Origin of the sequence: Croceibacterium aestuarii, from assembly GCF_030657335.1 — a bacterium.
Taxonomy (GTDB): domain Bacteria; phylum Pseudomonadota; class Alphaproteobacteria; order Sphingomonadales; family Sphingomonadaceae; genus Croceibacterium_B; species Croceibacterium_B aestuarii.
This window is the reverse complement of sequence record NZ_CP131039.1, coordinates 2573619-2597976: the sequence shown is the minus strand read 5'-3', so window position 1 is coordinate 2597976 and position 24358 is coordinate 2573619. Positions and strand designations below refer to the sequence as shown.

Genomic DNA, 24358 nt, shown 5'->3' with positions numbered 1-24358 from the left:
TTGCTAATCCCCTGCTACGCACTGCCACCTAGAAACACGGCCCGCGCGGCGAGGGCGATCAGCGCCATCAGCACTGCGGATGACAGCGCGAAAATGGCAAAGCGCACGAGGACTTTGTTGACAGTAACCTGCACTAGCGAATGCAGAATGCGCAGCGCAACGTAGGCGCTAGCGAGAATGGCCGGGCGTCCATCGCCTTCGCCGCTGAGGAACAGTACGAGCGCTACCGCATAGAACACCGTCGGCGCTTCGTGCAGATGGTTGTAATTGTGCGCCTTCCACTGGACTGCGGCGGGCAGCGCGCGATCTAGCGTGGTGTCGGGATCGTTCACGAGTTTGTCGGGATCGACCTTGGCCGCCTGCATGGCAGGAATGCGGGTGGCGTACATCCACAGCCACATAATCATGGTCCAAGCGGCTAGCGCCACGACCGGCTGGAGAATCGAAAGTTCGGGCACGCTCAGGCTCCTGCAAAATGCGCCGCTAGCAATGCCCTAATTGCCGATGCAATCAAGCGCCGTCCGACACTTGCGAACAGCCGTTATTCGGCGATGACCTTCGCGAAGGCGGCGGCGTCGACGTTTCCGCCGGTGAGCATGATCACCGTTTTGCCACCGAGATCCGCCTTTCCGCTCAGCGCCGCGGCCAGCGCTGCCGCGCCACCGGGTTCGAGCACGAGCCGGAGCCGGGAGAAGGCGAAGCGCTGGGCTTGGCGAACCTCTTCCTCGCTCACCGCGACACCGGCCGCGGCGCGGCCGTACAGCACTTCGAAATTGACCGGGTAAGTTGCCAGCGTCTGCAGCGCGTCGCAGGCGGTCGGAGGCGGGTTGGGGCCCACGGTGAGGATTTCGCCGGCCGCAAGGCTGCGCCGCACGTCGTCCCAGCCTTCGGGTTCGACCGGCACGATTGCAGAGTCCGGGCAGGCGAGGGCAAGACCGGCCGCCAGTCCGCCGCCCCCGCAGCAGGCGACGATGCGCGTCGGCTCCTCGGCCAACTGCGCGGCCAGTTCGATCCCTGCACTGCCTTGGCCTTCGATGACCCAAGGATCGCCGTAGGCGTGAACCAGCGTTGCACCGCTCTCCGCGACGAGCCGCGCTGCGACATCATCGCGCGATTCACCGCCTGGGCGGTCGTAAAGGACGACATTCGCGCCGAGCGTCCGGGTGCCGTCAAGCTTCACCCCCGGTGCATCGCTGGGCATGACGATGGTCGCCGCAATGCCGAGCTCGCGCGCCGCCCAGGCAACCCCCTGCGCGTGGTTGCCGCTTGAAACCGCTACAACGCCTTGTCTCCGCTCGTCGTTGGATAGATCGGTCAGCCGGTGCCAGGCGCCACGAATCTTGAATGCGCCGATGGCCTGGAGGTTTTCGGCCTTGCACCATACGCGGTGCCCGCGAATGACGACCGGGAGCAGCGGAGTAGGCGGCAGGAGGCGCGCGATCTTCTCGGCCGCACGGACCACGCCGGAACGGGTCGGTTTGCGAAGCGATGAGGAATCGGCCATGGCGCGCGCGTCGCATATTTACGGCGGCCCGACCAGCGCCTAGGCGCGCCCGCATTTACCGGAACCGCAGCTTGGGACTCGCCGTTGGCGGGGCAGGACTTAAAGGACAAGCGAATGACCGAATCGACGATCAACGACACGCGCAAGGCCGAACTGCTTTCGACCAAAGTCGAGCATATCGACATCCGCGAATACGATGCGCGGCCGCTGATCGACGCCATGGGCAAAATGAGTTTCACCAGCCGCGACCTCGCGCGTGCCACTCGCATCTACAACCAGATGCTGGAGGACAAGGATTGCACGATCTTCCTGGTCGTTGCCGGCTCGACCAGCGCTGCGGGCTGCATGGACCTCTACGCCGAACTGGTCCGTTCGAACATGGTCGACTGCGTCGTCGCCACCGGCGCCACGATCGTCGACATGGATTTCTTCGAGGGGCTCGGCCACAAGCACTACCAGGCGCTTGAAGTGCCCGACGACGACACGCTGCGCTCGCTCTACATCGATCGCATCTACGACACCTACATCGACGAGGAGCAGCTGCAGGACTGCGATTTCACGATCAACAAGATCGCCAACGAGCTGCCGCCTGGCCCGTACTCGTCGCGCGCCTTCATCCGCGAGATGGGCAAGTATCTTTGCGAACACGGCAAGAAGGACAACAGCCTCGTCAAGCTCGCCTACGAGCACGACGTGCCGATCTTCTGCCCCGCGTTCGTCGACAGCTCGGCCGGCTTCGGTCTGGTCAAGCATCAGGTCGACCGCATGAAGGAAGACAAGCCGTACCTGATGATCGACGCGGTGGCCGATTTCCGCGAGCTGACCGACATCAAGATCAAGAGCGGCGATTCGGGCCTGCTTATGGTCGGCGGCGGCGTGCCGAAGAACTTCATCCAGGACACCGTGGTCTGCGCCGAGATACTCGGCCACGAGGATGTCTCCGTGCACAAGTACGCCGTGCAGATTACCGTGGCCGACGTACGCGATGGCGCCTGCTCGTCCTCGACGCTTCAGGAGGCCGCGAGCTGGGGCAAGGTCAATACGGCTATCGAACAGATGGTTTTTGCGGAGGCGGGATCCGTCATGCCGCTGCTCGCCAGCGACGCTTACCACCGCGAGCATTGGAAGACCCGCACCCCGCGCCGCTGGGCGAAGCTATTCGAATGATTGCATCGCCCGCCTGCGCGCGCTGATTTGGAACGATTTCCCATCCCGGGCGCTTGATTGCGAAGAGCTGGAACGCTGCAGAAGATGGTCCAAAAAGGGCGCCGATTCCGCACATTTTTCTTGCAGTTCGCCGCCGGCGGAATATATGCGCCCCTCGCTGCCCCATGGGACCTTCCAACCGCAAGGCAGCTTAAACCGAAACTACCGTTGGGGGTCCCTTGAATTGCACAGCTATCCTGACGCATCGTCTGTAGCCCGCGCCTTCGCGCCGGATCAGCCGGTAATCCTCAATCGCCCGCATGCTGCTGCGCGCGCTGCCCGCTTCTTTACCGAGAAGTTTCCGGGCAAGTCGCTTTACGCGGTCAAGGCGAACCCGTCGCCCGACCTTTTGCAAATCCTGTGGGACGCGGGCGTGACGCATTTCGACGTCGCGTCGATCGCCGAGGTGCGACTGGTGCGCTCGCTTCTTCCCGAGGCGACCTTGTGCTTCATGCATCCGGTCAAGACGAAGAGCGCGATTGCCGAGGCCTACGCCGAGCACGGCGTGCGTACCTTCAGCCTCGACACGGTCGAGGAGCTGGAGAAGATTGTCGAGGCCACCGGCGGTGCCAAAGACCTCAACTTGCTGGTGCGGCTGCGAGTCTCGTCGGAGTATTCGGAACTTTCGCTCGCCTCTAAGTTCGGCGTCGATCTCGCCGATGCCGCAGGTTTGCTCCGCGCCGTGCGTCAGCATTGCGATGCACTGGGCATCTGCTTCCACGTCGGCAGCCAGGCTATGACTCCGTTTGCCTATGTCCAGGCACTCGAGCGCGTGCGTGCGGCGATCGCCGAGGCTGCGGTCACCGTCGATATCATCGATGTCGGCGGCGGATTTCCGAGCTGCTACCCGGGCATGGAACCTCCTCAGCTGGAGGATTACTTCGCACTTATCTCGCGCCATTTCGAAGCGCTGCCCATTTCCTATTCGGCCGAGTTGTGGTGCGAGCCGGGCCGGGCGCTGTGTGCCGAATATTCCAGCCTGATCGTCAAGGTCGAGAAGCGCCGCGGCAACGAGCTCTACATCAACGACGGCGCTTATGGCGCGCTGTTCGATGCTGCGCACGTGGCTTGGCGTTTTCCGGTGCTCGCGCTGGAAGACGATCTGATTCAGCCGCACGACGAATTTTCGTTCTACGGTCCGACTTGCGACGACGCCGATTTCATGAAGGGCCCCTTCATGCTGCCTGCCGACATCCAGGCCGGTGACTATATCGAAATCGGGATGCTCGGCGCCTATGGCGCAGCGATGAAGACCGGGTTCAACGGCTTCGGCGAAGCGATTGCCGTGACCGTGACCGACGAGCCGATGGCGAGTCTCTACCGCGGCGACCGTGCCGATCCGCGCAGCAGCGACAACGTGGTCAGCTTGCGCTGACCGTGTTCAAGCCGCGGCGCGCCCGTTCGTGACCTGCAGGAACTGCGGCTTGCTGCGCGGACCCTGCTGGAGCTGTTCGATCGGGTAGTGCCCCTGCGGCAGCGAGGTCAGTGGCATCCCCGCGGCGGCGAGCGCGTAGGGGCTGACGCGGTGGCGCGTGCACAAGCCGCCGGCGCCGTCGCTAACCAGCGGGGTTTCAAATTCGACCGCGATCTGCGCATCCTGCGAGCGGGTGACGGTGGACACCACAAGCTGTCCAGCTCCCAAGTCGAGCACGAGGCCGGTTCCGGCCGGTACGCCGAGCAGGCCCTCGATGTAGGCCCCCGATTTCGACAGGTCGCGCATTACCGCGTCGTAGCGGTGGTCGTCGTGGATCACGCCGATGCGGCGGAACACGCTGCGCCGTTCGGCGCGGTATATCTCGGGCCCATCGGGCTTGATCTTGAATTCGCCGCTCCCCATGCGGCTCTCGATTTCGTCGAGCCGCAGGGCTTTTGAATAGATCCACCCCTGGACGAACCGCGCGCCTCTATCGATGACGAGCTTGAGCTGATCGAAGGCTTCGACGCCCTCGACCGTGGTCTCCATCCCCAGCGCCTCCGAAAGGCCTATGATCGCGGTAATGATCTTCGCGCTGTTCTGGTCCTTCTGAGTGCATGAATCGACGAAGCTCTTGTCGACCTTGATCTTGTCGAACGGCGCCGAGCGCAGGTAGCTGAGCGAGGAATAGCCTGTGCCGAAGTCGTCGAGCGCCAGACGAACGCCGAGATCCTTGAGCATGCGGAACGTGGCATCGACGGTTTCGCTGTCGCCCATGAAGACGCTCTCGGTCAGCTCCAGCTCGAGCCTATGCGGCTCCAGCCCCGAGTGAGCGAGGGCGTGGGTGACAATGTCGATGAAACCGGAATTGGCGAACTGCACCGCCGACACGTTGACGGCCACGCGCACCGATTTGGGCCAGCTTGTTGCCGCGGTACAGGCGGTGCGCAGCGCCCACTCGCCGAGCGAATTGATGAGGTTCGATTCCTCCGCTGCCGGGATGAAGACCCCGGGGCTGACGAAACCTCGCTCCTCATGCTCCCAGCGCATCAGTGCCTCGAAGCCGACGACCATGTCGTCCTTGGTGCGCACGACCGGCTGATAGTGCAATTCGAGTTGCTCGCTCGCCAGCGCCTCGCGCAGGTCGTCGAGCAGCAGGGCGCGCTCTTCTTCCTCATCCTTCAGGTCCGCGGAAAAGAAGCGAAACGCGCCGCGTCCACCCTTCTTGGCGGCGTAGAGGGCAAGATCGGCCGCGCGGACAATCTCGTCTTTCTCGACCCCGTCATAGGGCGCGATGGCAACGCCGATCGAGGTGCCGATGATCGCCCGCTTTCCATCGATGGGATAGGGCTGGCTGACGATCTGGATCAGCTTGCTGGCCAATTCGCCGAGCTTGCCGCGATCGTCGAGGTCGGGAAGGATGACCTGGAACTCGTCACCGCCGAGACGGCCGATTTCGCCGCGCTCGCCGATGACGTTGCGCAACCGTTCGGACACTTGGCGTAGCAGTTCGTCGCCGGCCGGGTGGCCCATGGTGTCGTTGACCTGCTTGAAGCGGTCGAGGTCGAGCATCATCAGCGCGCAAGCGCGGCGTGAACTCTTGAATGCCGCAAGCGTGCTCTCGAGTCGCCGCGTCATGCGATGCCGGTTGGCGAGGCTGGTGAGTGAATCGTATTCGGCGAGCCGGGAATCCTCGAGCTTGCGTTCGTATTCGACCGTTACGTCCTTGGCGCTGCCGCGATAGCCTTCGAACCTGCCTTGCTGGTCGAACTTCGGGTGGGCCGAGATCGCCCACCACATATTGCGGCCGCTCGCCTTGGTGGCGGGCATGAGGCGAACCACCAGGTCCTTGAGCTTGTTGCGCGATGTGAGCTGGAATTTCAGCGGCCTCTCGCTGCCCTGCTCGGGATTTTCGCTGTCGGTTTCGAACAAGTCGACGAGCGGTTGGCCGAGGAGCTGCGGGGCGGCAAATTCGAGCCGCTCGAGTGCGCTGCCGGACAGGTAGATCAACCGGCCTTCGTTGTTCGACGCCCAGATCCAGCCAATGCCGGCCTGCTCGAAGTCATCGATTACGGCGAGTCGTGCGGCCGAGTCCCCGGGGCTGATGATCCCGGCAGGGGCCAGTTCGGCGATGTTTTCGTCCTGTGCCGAAGACGTCTTGCTCTTGAAGAAGCCGGACAATTCCATCTGTTAATGCAGCTCGCGCAAGGGGACGCACAACATTGAGCGCCGATGCGGACCGGCATGGCATGGCTTGGTTACGATGAGCCTAACGAAAGGGCGGAGTCAGGCGAGCGCGGACGGGATGCAGCGGCGATGGCTGCCCAGCTCAGGCGGCCTTAGAAAGCTCGAGCTCGAGCCTGTCCCAGATCTCGACCAAGGCGTCGGTCAACTCGCGCATCATCTCTTCGCTATGCGCCGGACCGGGGGTAAAGCGCAGGCGCTCGGTCCCGCGCGGCACGGTGGGAAAGTTGATCGGCTGCACGTAGACACCGTATTCCGCGAGCAGGATGTCGCTAATCCGCTTGGCGCGGACCGGGTCGCCCACCATCAATGGGACGATGTGCGTGGTCGATTCCATTACCGGAAGGCCGGCTTCGCGGAACATGGTCTTGAGGCTCGCCGCCGCAGCCTGCTGGCCCTCGCGCTCCTCGCTCGACGCCTTGAGGTGCCGGACAGACGCAAGCACGCCGGCGACCAGCACCGGGCTGAGCGAAGTGGTGAAGATGAAACCGGGAGCGTAGCTGCGCACGACATCGATGATCTTGGTATCGGCGGCAATGTAACCGCCCATGACGCCGAACGCCTTGCCCAGCGTGCCCTCGATAATGTCGATGCGGTGGGCGGCTTCGTCACGCTCGGAAATTCCGCCGCCGCGCGGTCCGTACATGCCGACCGCATGGACTTCGTCGATGTAGGTGAGCGCGTTGTATTTGTCGGCAAGGTCGCAAATCGCGTGAATCGGTGCGACGTCGCCGTCCATCGAGTAAACGCTCTCGAAGGCGATGAGCTTGGGCAGCTCGGGATCTTCGGCAGCCAGCAGTTCTTCGAGGTGCTCGACATCGTTGTGACGAAACACGCGCTTTTCGCAGCCCGAGTTGCGGATTCCAGCGATCATGCTGGCGTGGTTGAGTTCGTCGGAAAAGATTACGCAACCCGGGAGCAGCTTGCCCAGCGTCGAAAGCGTGGTGTCGTTGGAGACATAGCCGCTGGTGAACAGCAAAGCGCCGTCTTTGCCGTGCAGGTCGGCCAGTTCGCGTTCGAGATCGACGTGGTAATGCGTGTTGCCGCCGATGTTCCGCGTGCCGCCCGAGCCGGCACCGACGTCGTGCAGCGCCTCTTCCATTGCCGCGACGACCTTGGGGTGCTGGCCCATCGCCAGGTAATCGTTCGAGCACCACACGGTGATCGGCTTCGGGCCGTTGTGGTGGGCGAAACAGCGCGCGTTGGGGAACGCACCCTTGTTGCGCAGGATATCGATGAATACCCGGTAGCGGCCTTCCGAATGGAGCCGGTCGATAGCCTGGTCGAAGATGTGCTCGTAGTTCAGCGTACCTGTCCCGTCAGCGCCGCTCGTGGGTGTGCGGCTGTCGAGTCCGGTGCGACTTAGGCCAAGCGCGGTCGGCTTTAAAGGACGGAGTTTGCGAACGATTTGCAACAGGAGGTTCCTTCCGCTGGACCTAGAACTGCGCCACCGCTTCTAATCCGTATTCGCGAAACGCCAGGTCGAGACCAGCGGCAGCGTCGATAGGCCCGGTGACGACTGCGAAATCGGGTTTCTCGCGGTGAAATTCATTGTCCTGCGTCAAGTGTGCCACGCGCCGGGCAATTCCTTCCGCGCCATGGATGAATTCCACGCCGGGCCCAAGTGCCGCGCGCAATTCGTCTTCGACGAGGGGGAAGTGGGTGCAGGCCAGGACTACCGTATCGATCTCTTCGCCCCGCGGCTGGCCGCGGAGGCCTTGGGCCGCGGCGCGAAACACCGCCGGTTCCGGCACCTCCCCGCGCAGCTTCTGCTCCGCCGCGCTGACGAGGGCCGGGCAGGCGTGGCGCAGGAGGACTTTTCCTCCGGCGAAGTTTGCTTCTAAGTCGTCGACGTATTTCTGGCGGATAGTCGCCGAAGTTCCAAGCAGGCCGACGACACCGCTCTGGGTCTGGAGCGCGGCGGGTTTGATCGCGGGGACCGTCCCCACGATCGGAACCTCGAGCACCTCGCGCACCATGCCCAGTGCGATGGTGCTGGCGGTGTTGCAGGCAATGGTGATGAGGCGAGGGCGAAAGCGTTCGCTCATCCGTCCGAGCAGCCCGGCGACGCGCGCGGCGATTTCCGCCTCGCTTTTCTCGCCGTAAGGCAGCCCGGCGAGGTCGGCGGCATAAATGAGCGGAGCGTTCGGCAGCAGCTTGCGGATCTCGGCCAGCACGGTCAGCCCGCCGACGCCGGAATCGAAGATCAGGATCGGGGCCGTTGCGTCCATCGCGGCCCCTATTCCCGCGTTCGCGGTTGCAGGCAAGCGAGACAAGCGGATAGGAAGGGTCATGGACTGGCTCCTCGCCCTTCTCGCCGGATATCTCGTCGGCTCTGTGCCGTTTGGGCTGCTCCTCGCCATGGCCGCGGGGAAGGGCGACATCCGCCAGATCGGTAGCGGCAACATCGGCGCGACGAATGTCCTGAGAACGGGCAACAAGGGGCTCGCCGCGTTGGTCCTGCTGCTCGACCTCGGCAAAGGGTGGGTCGCAGTCATGATTGCCTGGCAACTGTGGCCGGCCATGGCCGGATTTGCGGCGGCGGGGGCGGTGCTGGGCCATTGCTTCCCGGTCTGGCTCAAGTTCAAAGGCGGCAAGGGCGTGGCGACAACCGCGGGAACCTGTTTCGGCCTGTTCTGGTCGATCGGTCTGGTCTTCGCCGCGGTCTGGCTTGCGATGCTGGCCGCCACGCGCATTTCCTCGCTCGGCGGAATCAGCGCGGTTGTCGCGGCGCCGATCGCGGCCTGGTTGCTCGGCAAGCCCGAGTTGGTACCATACCTGGTCTTCATCGCCTTGGTCGTTCTCTGGCTCCACCGGGCGAACATTCGCCGTCTGCTTGCGGGCGAGGAACCGAAAGTCGGCAGCAAATCGTGACCGCTGTGGCGGCACCGGCGCTTTCGCAGGAGGAAGCGTTTGGCCGCATCCGGCTGCTGCGATCACCCAACATCGGACCGGTCAGTTACGCACAGTTGCTGCACCGTTTCGGCACTGCGAAGGCAGCGATCGAGGCGCTCCCCGATCTCGCCAGCCGCGGCGCCCGCAATTATCGCCCGGCGCCGAGAGAGCTGATCGAAGACGAGATTGCCGCTGTGCGCCGCGCCGGGGCGCGCTACCTGTTTCACGATTCGCTCGATTACCCCCCTTTGCTAGGCGAAATCGACGGCGCGCCGCCGATTCTGATCGTAAAAGGCGACACGGCGCTGGCGGCAAAGCCGTGCGTCGCCATGGTCGGCGCGCGAAACGCCTCGGCAGCGGCGGTCAAGCTGGCGCGCGATTTCGCCGCGACGCTGGCCGAGGCCGGGTTCGTCGTTGTCTCCGGGCTGGCGCGCGGAATCGACGGCGCGGCGCATCGCGGTGCGCTACCGTCGACAATCGGCGTTATCGCCAGCGGCATCGACGTCGCTTACCCGCCGCAGAACGCGGAACTGCAGGAGCAGGTCGCAACGCAGGGTCTGCTGGTTGCCGAACAGCCACCCGGTACCGAGCCCCGCGGCAGCCACTTTCCGAGCCGCAACCGTATTATCGCCGGTCTCGCCTCGGGGACTTTGGTGGTGGAGGCGGCGCCCAAGTCGGGTTCGCTGATCACCGCGCGCCTGGCCGGCGAGGCCGGACGCGAAGTCATGGCGATTCCGGGCAGTCCGCTCGATGCCCGGGCGCAGGGATGCAACGCTGATCCGCGAAGGCGCCGTGCTGGTTCAGGCACCCGACGACGTGATCGAACTGCTCAGCGGTTTCGACGGCACGCCGCGTTCGACGGTGCGCGAATCGGACCAGGCCGGAAACCTCGATTGCGACGACTGGGCCGAGGCCCAACCGGCTGACATCGCCGGACTGCTGACCACGGTGCCGATCGCGGTTGATGAACTCATACGCCAGTCCGGCGCCGGTGCGGCCGAGGTGCAGATGGCCTTGCTCGAGCTGGAAGTGGCCGGATGCCTCCTTCGGCATGCAGGGGGCCGGGTAAGCCTGTCCACTTGACTGTTGCCGCCAAACGGCGATTCTGAAGGTGGAAGTTAGGGGGAGGCCAGCCATGACTATCGTACCCGCGCGGGAACTGAAAATTGGCACCATCGTCGAGGGGACGCTCGAGTTGCTCGAGCGTTGCAAGGGGCCGGTCGCGATCTACATCGTCGCTCTGACGATCATCAACGGCGCCATCGATTTCTATACCGTCGACCGCACCGCGATCCTCCAGGTTCTCGCGAAGGGAGGAATCAACTTCGTCGTCGGCGTGGTGGCTGCTTACCAGCTTCTCGAGGTCTTGCTGCGCCGGACGGGCAATCGCCCCGCGGGTGGGGACGACCTGTTTCTCGCCTATTGTGTCCTTTCGGTGCTCTACACCCTCGGGGTGATGGCCGGGTTTATCATGCTCATCCTGCCTGGACTGTTCTTCATGGCGCGATGGATCATAGCCCAGCCCCTGCTGCTATCTCGCCGCGGCGGGGGAGCGATCGCATCGCTCAAGGAAAGCTGGGCGCGGACCAGCGGCAGCGAGTTTCCAATTCTCGTCGCAATGCTGGCGCTGGTTTTCGCCCTGATCGCGATCTCGGCGCTGGCGGGCTACCTGTACGAAAAGTCCGACCCTGTCGGCATCGCCATCTCGCAGCTTGCGGCGAGCGCCATGAGCGCTGTCTCGCTGTCGATGGGCGTCGCGATCTTCCAGGAGATCGTCGTGGCGCGCGATAAAGCGAACGAGGGTGTGGCCGATCCGCGTGTAGCCGCCGGAGGGTAACTGCTGAGCGAGGGGAGCGATCCAATGGAACGCGAAATTCGGGTGAGCGACATTCTTGCGGAAGTCTCGCGGCTAGTTGGCGATACCCGTCGAGACGTGGTGACCTTCATTGTAGTGATAGGCGGTCTTGGCGTGCTCGGCGTCCTTCTCGGTTTTTCCGAGGTGTCGGATCCCGCAGTCGGGTTTGGTGTCCGGGTCGATACCTTCGAAGGCCCTGGCTCTGCCGCGTTCTCGTTGGTATCCAGCCTCGTCTCGGTGGTCGCGGGGTACCTGCTCCTCACTCGCTACCTCGCGGCACGCGGCCGAATGCACGAAGGGGGGACCCGCTTCTGGCATTACATCGCCATGGCGATTCTCTCGGGCCTCGCCATTGCCGTGGGGTTGATCTTTCTTCTCGTGCCGGGCCTTTTCCTCGCCGTGCGCTGGTCCGCCGCTTCGGGGTTCGTGATCGGCGCGCGCGAGGGAATCATCGGTTCGCTCCGTGCGAGCTGGGAAGCGACCAGAGGGCACGGCGGTCAGATATTTCTTGCCGGCCTGGTCCTCCTCATCGCCATCATCGCGGCCGGTGTGGTGGCGGGAATCTTCGCTGCGATCAGCGCCAACCTCGGCGCTATCGTCGGTGCGCTCCTCGAAGCATCCGTCAACGCCGTGCTGTTGGCTTTCGGCATCGCGGTCTATTGCCTGGTGCACCGCGACGCGCGCGAGATCGGCGAAGTCTTCTCCTGACCGCTTGACGAGGGCGGCAATCCCGATTCACCCTCGCGCGTACGCATACACGTAAGGGCACCCAAAAATTCCATGCAGCTTGTAATCGTTGAATCGCCGGCGAAGGCGAAGACTATCGAGAAGTATCTCGGCTCGGACTACAAGGTTCTCGCCTCGTACGGTCATGTCCGCGATCTGCCACCAAAAGATGGCTCGGTCCGCCCTGACGAGGAATTCGCCATGGACTGGGAGGTCTATGCCGACAAACGCAACCGCGACCAGGTCAAGGCTATCGCCGACGCGGCGAAGAAGGCCGACCGACTGATCCTCGCCACCGACCCCGACCGCGAGGGCGAGGCGATCAGCTGGCACGTTCTCGAACTGCTCAAGAACCGCAAGGCGGTGCCGGGCGAAGTCGAGCGAGTCACCTTCAACGCCATCACCAAGGCCGCCGTGACCGATGCAATGGGCAAGCCGCGCGAGCTCGACCAGGACCTGATCGACGCCTACCTCGCACGCCGCGCGCTCGATTACCTCTTCGGCTTCACGCTGAGCCCGGTGCTGTGGCGCAAGCTGCCCGGCGCCAAGAGCGCCGGCCGTGTGCAGTCGGTCGCGCTGCGCCTGATCGTCGACCGCGAGCGCGAGATCGAGGCTTTCAAGCCGCAGGAATACTGGTCGGTCGCCGCACAGATGGAGCACGACGGCACAGGCTTCGAAGCGCGCCTGGTCAAGTACGACGGTACGAAGATCGACAGGTTGACCATCGGCGATGAAGGCACGGCGCAGGCGGCCAAGGCCGCGGTCGAAGGCGCCCGCTTTACCGTCGAGGAGGTCGAGGAAAAGCCGCTTACGCGCAATCCGGCGCCGCCGTTTACGACCTCGACGCTCCAGCAGGAGGCGGCACGCAAGCTCGGCTATTCGGCCAGTCACACGATGCGCTGTGCGCAGAATCTCTATGAAGCGGGCGCGATCACGTACATGCGCACCGACGGCGTGCAGATGGACGGCAGCGCGATCAGCGCCGTACGGCGCGCCATTTCCGAGCGCTATGATGGGCACTACTTGCCGGAGAAGCCGCGGTTCTATCAGACCAAGGCCAAGAACGCGCAGGAAGCCCACGAGGCGATCCGTCCGACAGATTTCGGCCGCGACCGCGCCGGATCGGGCGACGAGGCCAAGCTCTACGACCTCATATTCAAGCGCGCGATGGCCAGCCAGATGGCCGCCGCGCGGCTCGAACGCACTACGGTGACCATGCGCGATCCGACCGGCCGGCACGAGCTGCGCGCCACCGGCCAGGTGGTGAAGTTCCCGGGCTTCCTGGCGATCTACGAGGAAGGGCGCGACCAGAAAGCCGACGATGACGAGGATTCGGGTCTGCTGCCGCTGATGCGCAAGGGCGATGCCCCGGCCAAGAAGGACGTCACCGCAACGCAGCACTTCACCCAGCCGCCACCGCGCTTTTCCGAAGCCAGCCTGGTCAAGCGGATGGAAGAACTCGGCATCGGCCGGCCTTCGACCTATGCCTCGACCATCCAGACGCTGCGCGACCGCGAATACGTGCGGATGGAAAAGAACCGCTTCTTCGCGGAGGATTCGGGCCGTCTGCTGACCGCGTTCCTCGAACGATTCTTCGAACGCTATGTCGCCTTCGAGTTCACCGCCGGCATGGAGGAGGAACTCGACGACGTCTCGGGCGGGCGCGAGGAATGGAAGGACCTGCTCGAAGCCTTCTGGCGCGACTTCAAGCCCAAGAGCGACGAGGTGATGGAGCGCAAGCCTTCGGAAGTCACCGAGGTGCTCGACGAGTTCCTGTCCGACTACCTGTTCCCGCCCCAGACCGACGGCGGCGATCCGCGCGCCTGCCCAAAGTGCCTGGCCGAGGGCCGCGGGGGTGGCCGGCTCTCGCTGCGGGGCGGACGCTTCGGCGCGTTCATCGCCTGCGCCAACTATCCCGAATGCACGTTCCGCCGGCGCTTCGGCCAGCCCGGTGAGAACGGCGAGCACGAAGACGAGAGCATGGGCACCGACCCCGAAACCGGGCTTGAGGTCGAGCGCAAGGTCGGGCGGTTCGGTCCCTATGTCCAGCTCGGCGAAGGCAAGGAGGCGAAGCGCGCGAGCATTCCCAAGGACTTGCCCGACTTTGACCTCGAGTGGGCGCTGAAACTGCTCAGCCTCCCGCGCATCGTCGGCGTACATCCCGGGACCGGCAAGGAGATCGAGGCCAACATCGGCCGCTACGGGCCGTACCTGCGGCACGACGGCAAGTATGCGAAGCTATCCTCGACGCGGGACGTGTTCGATACCGGCATGAACGCGGCGGTCACCCTGCTGGCCGAAGCGGCCAACCGCAAAGGCGGCGCGCGCGGCAAGGCCGAGCCGATAAAGACCCTGGGTGTGCACCCGACAAGCGGCGGCGAGATGAAGGTCATGCCCGGCCGCTATGGCCCTTACGTGACCGACGGCACCACCAACGCGACCCTGCCCAAGGACGCCAAGCCCGAGGACGTGACCGAAGCCGAGGCGATCGCCCTCATCGACGCGCGCGCTGCCAAGGGACCGGCCAAGAAGAAGGGGGCAAAGAAGAAGGCGCCGGCCAAGAAGAAGGCTCCGGCAAAAAAGAAGGCGGACGCGAAGTGAGCAAGGAACTGTTCGAGCGCCACAAGCAACCGTGGAAGGCCGACGAGGCGGGCCAGCTGCGCACGCTCGCAGCAAAGGGACACGGGCTCAAAGCGATCGCAAAGGCCCTCAATCGCAGCGAGGAATCGACCAAGGACTTCGCGAAGAAGAACAAGATCGCCATTGCCAAGAAGCGCTGACGCGCCGGTGGGGCAGCAATTATTTGGCCGTAGCGGGGACCTTTTCCGGCCTCTTTCGTTCAACGGAAATGTTGCAGTTGCGAAGTGAAACGGAAAGCGATGCCGGGGAGCCGGCGACCGATTCCGCCCCGCAGGCTGCATCGGGCGATGGCTTGCCCAGGCCTCGCCGGTACTGGGCGATCGCGGCGATAAGCTTCGGGACCGCGCTGTTCGTGGTAGACGGAGCCATCGCCAACGTCGCGTTGCCGACCATCGCGAGCGATCTCGGCGTCAGCGACAGCGCGGTGACCAACGTCGTTACCGTTTACCAGCTCGCCATGGTCATGGTCCTGCTGCCCTTTGCCACGATCGGCGACAAGGTCGGCCACCGCAATCTTTACCAGATCGGCCAGGTGCTGTTTTGCGCGGCTTCGGCCGCGGCGTTTCTCGCCAACAACTTCTGGGCCTTGCTGCTGGTGCGTGCCGGGCAGGCCATCGGCGCCGGCATCGCGCTGTCGGTTTCGGCGGCTATGTTGCGGGCCATCTACCCTGCGAAGAACCTCGGCACGGGGATGGGCATCAACTCGGTCATCGTCGCCAGTTCCTATGCTATCGCGCCGACGCTGGGCGGGTTCATCACCGAGCATGTCGATTGGCACTGGGTGTTCGTGTCGGCGGCGCCGCTGGGCATCGTTTCGCTCGCGCTCGGCCGCACATTGCCCGATCCGCACCCCCGGCGGATGAAGATCGACTGGACCGGGGGCGCCTGGAGCGCGCTGACGGTGCTGGCGCTGATCGGCGGCCTTGCCGTGGCCACCCACGACAACCCGGTGCCGGGCCTCGTCGCCGTAGCGCTGGGTGCGGTGTCGGCGGTCTTCCTGACCCGCTACGAGCGGAGCAGGGACCGTCCGGTCATGCCGGTCGACCTCATGGCCATGCCCGCCATAGGGCTTTCGACCATCGCCGCCATCGGCGCCTTCATCGCCTCGGCCATGCTGATGGTGGCGCTGCCGTTCCGCTTCGAGCAGGGCATGGGCTACACGCCCGACCAAGTCGGCCTGCTGCTGCTGCCGTTCCCGCTGACCATGCTGGTCGTCGCGCCGGCGGCTGGCTGGCTTTCGGACCACATCTCGCCCTCGGTCATGGGCGTCGTCGGCATGGTGGTCGCCATCGCCGGCCTGGTTTTCATCGCCACGCTCGCGAACGATGCGACGCCGACCCAGATCGGCTGGCGGCTGGGCCTGACCGCGCTCGGTTTCGGGCTGTTCCTGTCGCCCAATTCGCGCCTCATCATCGGCCAGGCGCCCAAGGACCGCTCGGCGGCGGCGGGCGGTCTGCTTTCGACCGCGCGGCTGTTCGGTCAGTCGACCGGCGCGGCGCTGATCGGGGTCGTGCTGGCGATGGGGCTGGGCGTGGGCCCGGTTCCGGCCATCGCCTCGATCGCGCTGTGTGTCATCGCCGCCGCCTGCAGTGCCTACCGCTTCCGCGCCACCGGGGCGACGCTGATCCGCAAGCACCGCCACCCCGACATGGTGCGCTAGCGCACCCAGTCGAGGCCGATTTCCTCGTAGATCTCGCGGCTCTCGGCCCAGTTCTCGTCGACCTTCACGTGCAGGAAGAGGTGGACCTTCTGGCCGAGGATGTCGGCCAGCTCCTTGCGCGCCGCTTCGCCGATCGCCTTGATCCGGCTGCCGCCCTTGCCGAGCACGATGGCGCGCTGGGTTTCGCGGCCGACGACGATCTGCTGGCGGATCTCGACGCTGCCGTCCTTGCGCTGGGTGTAGCTCTCGGGCCGCACCGCGCTGTCGTAGGGCAGTTCCTCGCGCAGCTGGTTATAGAGCTGCTCGCGAGTGATCTCGGCGGCCATAAGGCGCTCGCTGGCGTCCGAGACCTGATCCTCGGGGTAGTGCCACGGCCCCTCGGGCATCAGTGCGGCGAGGTGCGCCTTGAGTTCCTCGACACCGTCGCCGCTCAGCGCGGAGACGAAGAAAACCTCGTCGAAAGCGACTTTGCCGGTCAGGTCCTGGGCGAGGACGAGCAGTTCCTCCTTCACCGCCGCGTCGACCTTGTTGAGCACCAGCAGCTTGCGCTCGGGCCGGGTGGCGAGAGCCTCGAGCAGCGGCTCGAGCTCGTGGCGGCGGCGCTTGACCGCGTCGACCACCAGCAGGATCGCGTCGGCGGCCTCGGCGCCTTCCCACGCGGCGCTGACCATCGCCCGGTCGAGCCGCCGCTTGGGAGCGAAGATGCCGGGCGTATCGGCGAGGATAATCTGCGTGCTGCCGGCGAGTGCAATGCCGAGCAGGCGGGCACGGGTAGTCTGCGCCTTGGCCGAGACGATCGCGACCTTCTGCCCGACGAGCGCGTTGGTCAGTGTCGACTTTCCGGCGTTGGGCGCGCCGATCACTGCGACCACGCCGCACCGGGTAGGTTCGCTCTCGCTCATCCGTAGGTCTCCATGAAGGCTTTGGCGGCGGCGGTTTCGGCGTCCTGCTTGCTGGCGGCGGTGGCCTCGACCGCACCGACGTTGTGGACGCTCACCCGGACGGTGAAACGCGAGGCATGGTCGGGGCCGGAGCGTTCGACCAGTTCGTATTCGGGCGGCTTGCGGCGGTTGCCGGCGGCCCATTCCTGCAGCGCGCTCTTGGGATGCTTGGCGCGCCCAGCGCCGCCCGACATCTCGCCTTGCCAGATCGCGCGGACCACGGCGCGCGTCGCGTCGAATCCCTCTTCGAGGAAACTGGCGCCGAGCAGCGCCTCCATCACGTCGCCGAGGATGTTGTCGCTGTCCTGGCCGCCGTCGTCACGCGCCTGCTTGCCGAGCCGCAGGTGCTCGGGCACGCCGATGGCGCGCGCGACGCGGGCGCAGGCGGCACGGCTGACCAGCGCGTTGAGCCGCTGCGCGAGTTCCCCCTCGCTGCCCCCGTTGTGCTGGTAGAGCCATTCCGAAACCGCCAGGCCGAGCACCCGGTCGCCGAGGAATTCGAGCCGCTGGTAGTCGCGCGCCGCGCCGGTGCTGCCGTGAGTCAGTGCCTCGATCCACAGCGTCTCGTCGCGGACCTTCCAGCCGACCCCTTCCAGCCAGGCCCGCGTTTCGCCCAGGCCGCTCAAATGCCGTCCCCGATACGGTTCCAGCGCGCCGCGGTGAACCAGCTCACAGGGTTGATCCAGCTCGCCTCGCCGTCGGTCGAAAAGGCGATGAAGCTGGCCCGGCTGACGACGTTGTCGAGCGGAACCAGGCCTACGCCCTGGCCGGCCACGGCCGGGAAGCGGCTGTCCATAGAATTGTCGCGGTTGTCGCCCATCATGAACAGCATGCCCTCGGGTACGATGCGCGGTGGCGTGTCGTCCTGCGGCGTCGAGCCCCAATCGAGCACCTGGTAGCTCTTGCCGCCCGGCAGCGTCTCGCGAAAGCGCGGGTAGGCGCAAAGCAGGGTTCCGTCGGGGGCGGTCTTGCGGAAGCGCACTTCCCGGCAGGCGTAGTACGGCGTGACCGGGTGGACGAAGTCGGCAATCCGTTCCTTCTTCACCGCTTCGCCGTTGATGAAGACGACGCCTCCCTTCACCTGGATGGTGTCGCCGGGCAGACCGATGACCCGCTTTATGTAGTCGCTGCGGTCGACGGGATGCTTGAACACCACGACATCGCCGCGTTTGGGCAAGTGGGCGAAGAGCCGCCCGTCGCCGATGTCGACGTCGAACGGCAGCGAGGCGCGCGAAAAGCCGTAGGGCCACTTGGCCGTAAACAGGTAATCGCCCACCATCAGCCGCGGCAGCATGGATTCCGACGGGATCGAGAAGGTGCTGAATACGAACGTGCGGAAGATGAGCACGATGATGACGAGCTTGACCAGAAACCAGGCAAAGCTGCCTTCCGGCTTCTTCGCAGCCAGGTCTTCGGCCTTGGCCGAATCGTCCGCGGCCGCCGGGTCCGTTTCGCTCACGGGATCAGCCAAGGTGACACACATGGACCACTTGGACCACGGTCCAGGAGGAAAAAAAGAAGCGGTGCGGGCGGGGGCATCCAACAGTACGTCCGGCGCGGATTTCGGGGTTCCAAAACATTGCTCGCTCGCCTAGCCCAAGAGCTTGCCTGTAGGAAAGGACTTCGATGCCGACCAGAGCCGATGCCTGGCATGACCTCGCCCTTTTGCCGGAGCCGACGCTGACCGAGCTTTTCGCTGAAGATCCGCAGCGCGTGAACAAGCTTTCCGGACGGATCGAGCTGGGCGAGACCGGGGTGCTGTTCGACTGGTCGAAGACGCATCTCGACGACAAGTTGCTCGACGGGTTCGAAGCCCTGGCCGAGGCGGCCGGTTTCGCGGCGATGCGCGAGCGGCTGTTCGCCGGGGAAGTGGTCAACTCCACCGAAGGCCGCGCCGCCGAGCACAGCGCGCTGCGCGGCGTCGGCAAGGCCGAAAGCGTTGAAGAAGCGCTGGTCCTGCGCGACCGCATGGAGGCGCTGGTTCGGGCAATCCATGACGGCGCCATGGGAGACGTCAAACACTTGATCCACGTCGGCATCGGCGGCTCGGCGCTCGGCCCGGCGCTGGCGGTCGACGCGCTGGCGCGCGACTTCCCACTCTGCGATGTTCATGTGGTTTCGAACATCGACGGTCAAGCGCTTGAAGCGGCGTTCAAAGCCTGCGATCCCGAAACCACCCTGCTGGCCGTGGCCAGCAAGACGTTCACCACCATCGAGACGATGACCAATGCTGCCAGCGCGCTCTCCTGGCTCGAGCAGAACGGCGTCGCCGATCCCTCGGGCCGGGTCATAGCGCTGACCGCCAACCCCGAAAAGGCAGTCGAATGGGGCGTCGACGAGACGCGTATCCTGCCCTTCGCGGAAAGCGTCGGGGGCCGCTATTCGCTGTGGTCGAGCATCGGCTTCCCCATCGCCATGGCGATCGGCTGGGAGGAGTTCGAAAGCTTTCTCGAGGGCGCAGCGAAGGTCGACGAGCATTTCCGCGACAGCAACGGACGCGCCAACTTGTGCCTGCGCGCCGCCTTCGCCGACCTCACCTATGCCCGGCTGCGCAAGGCCGAAACGCGCGGCGTCTTCGCGTACGACGAGCGGTTGCGGCTGTTTCCCAGCTATCTCCAGCAGCTCGAGATGGAATCCAACGGCAAGTCGGTTACCGCCGCGGGCGACCCGGTCGACGGACCGACTGCGCCGATCACCTGGGGCGGGGTGGGCACCGACGCGCAGCACGCGGTGTTCCAGCTGCTTCACCAGGGCACGCACCTGGTGCCGGTCGATTTCATCGCCAGCATCGCCCCGGGCGACAGTCTCGACGCCGCGCATCACCGTATTCTGCTGATGAACTGCTTCGCGCAGGGCGCGGCGCTGATGGCCGGACAGGCGAGCGACGACGCCGCGCGCGCCTATCCGGGCAATCGACCCAGCGCGACAATCCTGTGCGACGATATCGACGCCGCCACGCTGGGCGCGCTGATCGCCTTCCACGAACACCGCACCTTCGCCAATGCCGTGCTGATGGGCATCAACCCGTTCGACCAATTCGGCGTCGAGCTGGGCAAGGCGATCGCGAAGAGGATCGAGTCCGGCGGTGCGCAGTTCGATCCCAGCACCACGGCGCTGCTGGAGAAGGCCGGACTGGGGTGAGACTGCGCGTGCGGCTGCGTTCGCGCACCTGCTTCGACAAGCTCAGCACGAACGGACGCGGGGATCTCGCCAAAGAACCCCGTTCGCCCTGAGCCTGTCGAAGGGCCGCGCCCCTCAGCCGCCGAGGCCGTCGACGCTCTTGCTGACCAGGATATTTACCGAGACGCGCCGGTTCTGCGCCTTGCCGGCAGCGGTCGAATTGTCGGCCAGCGGGTCGGCCTCGGCCATGCCGGTCGGGGTCAGCATGCGGTAAGGCTTCCAGCCGCAGGCCTGCTGCAGGTAGTTAACCACGCCGCCGGCGCGCTTTTCGCTAAGCACCTGGTTGTATTCCTGGCTGCCGACCGAATCGGTGTAGCCGACCACCAGCATCAGCGCATTCTCCATTGCATCGGCGTCGGCCGCGGTGGCGCACAGGTCGGCCTTGGCCTTTGGCGAGAGCCGCGCCTTGCCGGTGTCGAAATAGACGTTGGTCACACCTTTGACGTTGTACTGGTCGATATCGCCCAGCCGCCCGCGAAGCGCCTCGGTCGCCGCGGCGTTCTGCTGGATCGCCACATCGTGCTCGCCGAAACGCTGGGCGGTTCCGTTGCGGATCATCGCTGCGGTTTCGAGATCGTCGTCCTTGAACTTGATCTTGCTCGCGACCAGGCCGTTGCCCCATTGCACCGTCTTGACGCTCACCGGCAGGCCGTTGAGCAGCGAATCTGCCGTGAGCTTTTCGCGGCCGAGACCGAACAGGCCCTTGCTGGCGCGGATGTCGGTCGCCTCGCTCAGATTGATCGCCGTGCTGGCGCCATCCGCGCTTGTGACCTGCAGCTTGTCGCCGCTGCGCGCGGTTATCGTGCCTTCGATTTCGGGCCCTTCGGTCATCCCGGTGAGGTCGGACGGCGCCGTCCCGGTAACGGTGGTCAGGACCTCGCCCTGGTCTGCGTCAAGCTCCTGCGCCGCGAGACCGCCCGGCGCGGCCATGGCGAGAATCGCAACCAGCGAGACAATTCCCGACTTTGTCGACGTGACATCCATTCCTCATACCCTTTCCAACGAGAACATTCGCGCTTCGCGTGTTCGCGTTAACCTTGCTGGCAAATTAACCATTTCGATTGCGCCGGTGCGATTGCGGGTCACGCGAGCGATGTGTGCGGCGAGCGGAGCGCCGCTGCACATGCAAAGCGGCGCTAGGCATCCGCGGGAGGGCGGTGATCGGGCATCGGCACCAGCAGCCCTAGCAGCGGCAGTGCGACCATTGCCGCGCCCGAGGCGAGCAGCGCTCCTGCAACGCCAACGCTCTCGGCGTAATGCCCCCAGAGCCACGATCCGGTCGCCAGCCCGCCGAATGTCACCGCGCTCGCCAGGGCCACGACCCGGCCGACCACGTCCTGCGGGGCCCAGAGCTGTGCCGCGACCGAGAAGCCCGACAGGGCCTGGACCCAGCCGGCGCCGCCGATGACCAGCAGCGCGAGCGTGGCGGCGAGCCCGGGCCGCAGCGAGACTGCAACGATGGCAAGGCCGTAGAGTACGCCTGCCCCGCGGGTGATCGTCTCGGCGCCGAAACGCTGGCGAATCGTGGTCGCGCTGGCCGCGCCGATCACCGCGCCGAGGCCGAGCGCGCCGAGCAGCAGGCCGTAAGTCGAAGGTCCCGCGTCGAGCAGTCGCGCGGCGACCAGCGGCATCAGCGCCCAGGCCGCGGCCCCGCTCGCGGTGAAGGCGAAGGCGCGCACGAAGATCGCCCGGATTGGCTTGCTGGCGAAGGCGTGGCGCAATCCCTCCGCGACCATCGCCGTGAGCGGGCGGGGCTCACGCGGTGGCTGCGGTTCGGGCTTCCAGCGCAGATAGAGAGCGATCGCCAGCGCGTAGCACGCGGCATTGACCACGAAGGCCGTGCCCGCGCCGCCGGCAGCGACGATCGCCCCGCCGAGCGCCGGGCCGGCCGCGCGCGCGGTGTTGAAGATCAGGATGTTGAGCGCCACCGCCGCCGCCAGTTCCGCCTTGGGCACGGTGCCGCGAATGCTCGCTCCCATCGCCGGGCTGAAGGTGGCGATGCCGCAGGCGAGGAACGCGGTCAGCGCGACGATCGCCCAGGCCGGCGCCGCGCCGCTCAGCGCTAGAGCGGCAAGGAGGAGCGACAGCGCCAGCATGAAGCCCTGTGCGCCGAGCACCACGCGGCGCCGGTCGTGCATGTCGGCCCAGGCCCCGGCGGGCAGCGCCAGCAGCAGGATCGGCAGGTTGAGCGCGGTCTGCACCAGGGCGACGATATCGGCCGGTTCGCCCATCGCGGTCAGCTGCCACGAGGCGCCCACCGCCTGCACCGAATTGCCGAGGTTGGTCAGCAGCACGCCCGCCATCAACAGCGCGAACATGCGGTGCGCCAGCGGGCCGAACGTCGTCGAACGCGTCATCCGAAGCGGGCGAAGGGCAGCAGCAGCGGCATGCGCCGGCGGTAGTCCTCGCGCTCGCCCAGTCAACTCGAGAAAGCGTTGTCAGCCGGGCCATCGGCGCGTTGCGCGATGCGCCGCGGCGGTGGCAAGCGCCGAGCGACTCGGCGATTTCCTTTGACTTTTGCCTGCAGCGCGACCACATGCGCCCCCGAACCGAACGCGCTTGCCAGCGTGATGCGGCGGAACAGACAAAATCCGCCTAGGCCGCGATTCGGCGATTTCCCAAGAGACTTCCCTTTTCACGCGGGTCGTTTTGACACCCGCGCTGCGCGACGATTCCGCCCGGAATCGGTCCCGCGCACCGCATATTATGCGAGTTTGAATCACATCATGACATTCGAAACACTCGGGCTTTCGCAGCCCGTTCTCCAGGCCCTCGACATGAAGGGCTACAACACGCCGACGCCGATCCAGGCTCAGGCCATTCCCGCCGTGCTCGAAGGGCGCGACCTGATGGGCATCGCCCAGACCGGCACCGGCAAGACCGCAGCGTTCATGCTCCCGAGCATCGACAACCTGCGCAAGCGCGAAGGCCGCACGCCGTTCAAGTCGTGCCGCATGCTGGTGCTGGCACCGACGCGTGAGCTGGCCGGGCAGATCGCCCAGTCGGCCAAGGAATACGGCGCGCTGGCCGGGCTCAAGGTGCAGTCGATCGTCGGCGGCACTTCCGTGGGCAAGGACCGCAACAAGCTGCACCACGGGACCGACATCCTCGTCGCCACCCCGGGGCGCCTGCTCGACCTGATCGACCAGAAGGCTTTCAAGCTCGACGGGGTCGAAATCCTCGTCCTCGACGAGGCGGACCAGATGCTCGACCTCGGCTTCATCCACGCGCTCAAGCGCATCAGCCAGCTGGTCCCGAAGGAACGGCAGACGCTGTTCTTCAGCGCCACCATGCCCAAGTCGATCAAGGATCTGGCAAACCAGTACTGCAAGGATCCGGTGTTCGTTTCGGTCACCCCGGCAGCGACCACCGCCGAGCGGGTCGACCAGTACCTGATCATGGTCCAGCAGGACGAGAAGCAGGCGCTGATCGAACTGATCCTGTCCGAGCGCCACCCGGTGCCCGGCAAGTTCGAGCGCGTGCTGATCTTCACCCGGACCAAGCACGGCGCCGACCGCGTTGTGAAGAAGCTCGCCCAGCGGGGCATCCCGGCCAACGCGATCCACGGCAACAAGAGCCAGCCGCAGCGCGAGCGCGCGCTCGGCGAGTTCCGCAGCGCCAAGGTGCCGATCCTGGTGGCGACCGACGTCGCCGCGCGCGGGATCGACATTCCCGGCGTCAGCCACGTGATCAACTACGAACTGCCCAACGTTCCCGAACAGTACGTCCACCGTATCGGTCGCACCGCGCGTGCCGGGGCCGACGGCATCGCCATCGCCTTCTGCGCCGAGGACGAACGCGCCTACCTCAAGGACATCCAGAAGCTGACCGACGCCAATTTCGAGCGCCTGCCGCTGCCGGACAACTTCCGTGCCGTCGTCGAAGGTGTTGGCCCGACCAAGCGCGAACAGAAGCCGCGCCTGGCCCGTCCCAAGGTCACCCCGCGGGGCGGCGAGGGCGGCAACGCGCGGCCCAAGAAGAAGCACCCGAGCCGCGCCGGCCAGCCGCGCCGCGAAGGCGCCGAGAGCCAGGGGCAAGGCGGGCGCCCATCGCGCGGCCGCAACCGGCGCCGCGCCGGGCGCTGAAAGGTTTC

20 protein-coding genes and 1 pseudogene are annotated in these 24358 nt (G+C 65.6%); 11 read left to right on the top strand and 10 right to left on the bottom strand.

Annotated features, from left to right (window positions below):
- Positions 1 to 14 precede the first annotated feature (14 nt).
- Together Q7I88_RS12795 and Q7I88_RS12790 are read right to left on the bottom strand one after the other, a co-directional pair.
- Entirely contained in the window at positions 15 to 458 is a 444-nt protein-coding gene (locus tag Q7I88_RS12795; protein WP_305096302.1) for an MAPEG family protein, read from the bottom strand.
- Positions 459 to 541: 83 nt separating this feature from the next.
- Positions 542 to 1504, bottom strand: a complete 963-nt coding sequence (locus Q7I88_RS12790; RefSeq protein ID WP_305096301.1) for a threonine ammonia-lyase — start codon at positions 1502 to 1504, stop codon at positions 542 to 544.
- 114 nt (positions 1505 to 1618) lie between these two features.
- Here Q7I88_RS12790 and Q7I88_RS12785 point away from each other — a divergent pair, with 114 nt between their 5' ends.
- Positions 1619 to 2671, top strand: a complete 1053-nt coding sequence (locus Q7I88_RS12785) for a 1,9-bis(guanidino)-5-aza-nonane synthase (RefSeq protein WP_305096300.1) — start codon at positions 1619 to 1621, stop codon at positions 2669 to 2671.
- A gap of 223 nt (positions 2672 to 2894) precedes the next feature.
- Positions 2895 to 4085, top strand: coding sequence for a type III PLP-dependent enzyme (locus Q7I88_RS12780; protein ID WP_305096299.1), 1191 nt, complete (start codon positions 2895 to 2897; stop codon positions 4083 to 4085).
- 6 nt (positions 4086 to 4091) lie between these two features.
- Here the strand turns inward: Q7I88_RS12780 and Q7I88_RS12775 are convergent, their stop codons facing one another.
- The 3 genes from Q7I88_RS12775 to murI all read right to left on the bottom strand — a co-directional run bounded on the left by Q7I88_RS12775 (position 4092) and on the right by murI (position 8599).
- The gene (locus Q7I88_RS12775) at positions 4092 to 6311 is read right to left on the bottom strand and encodes a sensor domain-containing protein (protein WP_305096298.1); all 2220 of its coding nucleotides are present in this window, start codon (positions 6309 to 6311) and stop codon (positions 4092 to 4094) included.
- Positions 6312 to 6453: 142 nt separating this feature from the next.
- Positions 6454 to 7674 carry a 5-aminolevulinate synthase gene (gene hemA / locus Q7I88_RS12770; RefSeq protein ID WP_305098609.1) on the bottom strand — a complete coding sequence of 407 codons (1221 nt, stop codon included), beginning with the start codon at positions 7672 to 7674 and terminating at the stop codon, positions 6454 to 6456.
- A 130-nt stretch (positions 7675 to 7804) separates the two neighbouring features.
- On the bottom strand, positions 7805 to 8599 hold the full coding sequence (gene murI / locus Q7I88_RS12765) for a glutamate racemase (protein WP_305096297.1): 795 nt from the start codon (positions 8597 to 8599) through the stop codon (positions 7805 to 7807).
- A 61-nt stretch (positions 8600 to 8660) separates the two neighbouring features.
- On the opposite strand from murI, the gene plsY reads away from it, so the two are divergent.
- The 7 genes and pseudogenes from plsY to Q7I88_RS12730 all read left to right on the top strand — a co-directional run bounded on the left by plsY (position 8661) and on the right by Q7I88_RS12730 (position 16144).
- Positions 8661 to 9242: a glycerol-3-phosphate 1-O-acyltransferase PlsY gene (plsY, locus tag Q7I88_RS12760; RefSeq protein WP_305096296.1), complete on the top strand. Its 582-nt coding sequence runs from the start codon at positions 8661 to 8663 to the stop codon at positions 9240 to 9242.
- 5 nt (positions 9243 to 9247) lie between these two features.
- Positions 9248 to 10346, top strand: a pseudogene (gene dprA, locus Q7I88_RS12755) (DNA-processing protein DprA).
- A gap of 52 nt (positions 10347 to 10398) precedes the next feature.
- Positions 10399 to 11100 (top strand): hypothetical protein, encoded by a 702-nt coding sequence (locus Q7I88_RS12750; protein WP_305096295.1) that lies wholly within the window; start codon positions 10399 to 10401, stop codon positions 11098 to 11100.
- A 24-nt stretch (positions 11101 to 11124) separates the two neighbouring features.
- Positions 11125 to 11826, top strand: a complete 702-nt coding sequence (locus Q7I88_RS12745) for a YciC family protein (protein ID WP_305096294.1) — start codon at positions 11125 to 11127, stop codon at positions 11824 to 11826.
- A gap of 72 nt (positions 11827 to 11898) precedes the next feature.
- Positions 11899 to 14445 (top strand): type I DNA topoisomerase, encoded by a 2547-nt coding sequence (gene topA, locus Q7I88_RS12740; protein WP_305096293.1) that lies wholly within the window; start codon positions 11899 to 11901, stop codon positions 14443 to 14445.
- On the top strand, positions 14442 to 14624 hold the full coding sequence (locus Q7I88_RS12735) for a hypothetical protein (protein WP_305096292.1): 183 nt from the start codon (positions 14442 to 14444) through the stop codon (positions 14622 to 14624). Before topA ends, Q7I88_RS12735 begins: the two co-directional genes overlap by 4 nt.
- Positions 14625 to 14692: 68 nt before the next feature.
- Positions 14693 to 16144, top strand: a complete 1452-nt coding sequence (locus Q7I88_RS12730) for an MFS transporter (protein ID WP_305096291.1) — start codon at positions 14693 to 14695, stop codon at positions 16142 to 16144.
- Here Q7I88_RS12730 and era read toward each other — a convergent pair.
- Genes era through lepB form a run of 3 tightly spaced genes read right to left on the bottom strand, consistent with a single transcriptional unit; the run spans position 16141 to position 18544 of the window.
- Positions 16141 to 17046: a GTPase Era gene (gene era, locus Q7I88_RS12725; protein WP_305096290.1), complete on the bottom strand. Its 906-nt coding sequence runs from the start codon at positions 17044 to 17046 to the stop codon at positions 16141 to 16143. The genes Q7I88_RS12730 and era overlap by 4 nt on opposite strands.
- Positions 17043 to 17711 carry a ribonuclease III gene (gene rnc, locus Q7I88_RS12720; protein ID WP_305096289.1) on the bottom strand — a complete coding sequence of 223 codons (669 nt, stop codon included), beginning with the start codon at positions 17709 to 17711 and terminating at the stop codon, positions 17043 to 17045. The genes era and rnc overlap by 4 nt, the downstream gene beginning before the upstream one ends.
- Complete coding sequence (gene lepB / locus Q7I88_RS12715; RefSeq protein ID WP_305096288.1) at positions 17708 to 18544, bottom strand: signal peptidase I; 837 nt, start codon at positions 18542 to 18544, stop codon at positions 17708 to 17710. The genes rnc and lepB overlap by 4 nt, the downstream gene beginning before the upstream one ends.
- 167 nt (positions 18545 to 18711) lie before the next feature.
- On the opposite strand from lepB, the gene pgi reads away from it, so the two are divergent.
- A complete protein-coding gene (gene pgi, locus Q7I88_RS12710; protein WP_305096287.1) occupies positions 18712 to 20226 on the top strand; it encodes a glucose-6-phosphate isomerase in 1515 nt (504 codons plus the stop codon).
- Positions 20227 to 20340: 114 nt separating this feature from the next.
- Here pgi and Q7I88_RS12705 read toward each other — a convergent pair whose 3' ends face one another.
- Together Q7I88_RS12705 and Q7I88_RS12700 are read right to left on the bottom strand one after the other, a co-directional pair.
- Positions 20341 to 21249: an OmpA family protein gene (locus Q7I88_RS12705; RefSeq protein WP_305096286.1), complete on the bottom strand. Its 909-nt coding sequence runs from the start codon at positions 21247 to 21249 to the stop codon at positions 20341 to 20343.
- 152 nt (positions 21250 to 21401) lie between these two features.
- Positions 21402 to 22622 carry an MFS transporter gene (locus Q7I88_RS12700; protein WP_305096285.1) on the bottom strand — a complete coding sequence of 407 codons (1221 nt, stop codon included), beginning with the start codon at positions 22620 to 22622 and terminating at the stop codon, positions 21402 to 21404.
- A gap of 369 nt (positions 22623 to 22991) precedes the next feature.
- Between Q7I88_RS12700 and Q7I88_RS12695 the strand changes: the two genes are divergently transcribed.
- Positions 22992 to 24350: a DEAD/DEAH box helicase gene (locus Q7I88_RS12695; RefSeq protein ID WP_305096284.1), complete on the top strand. Its 1359-nt coding sequence runs from the start codon at positions 22992 to 22994 to the stop codon at positions 24348 to 24350.
- The last annotated feature ends 8 nt before the right edge of the window (positions 24351 to 24358 follow it).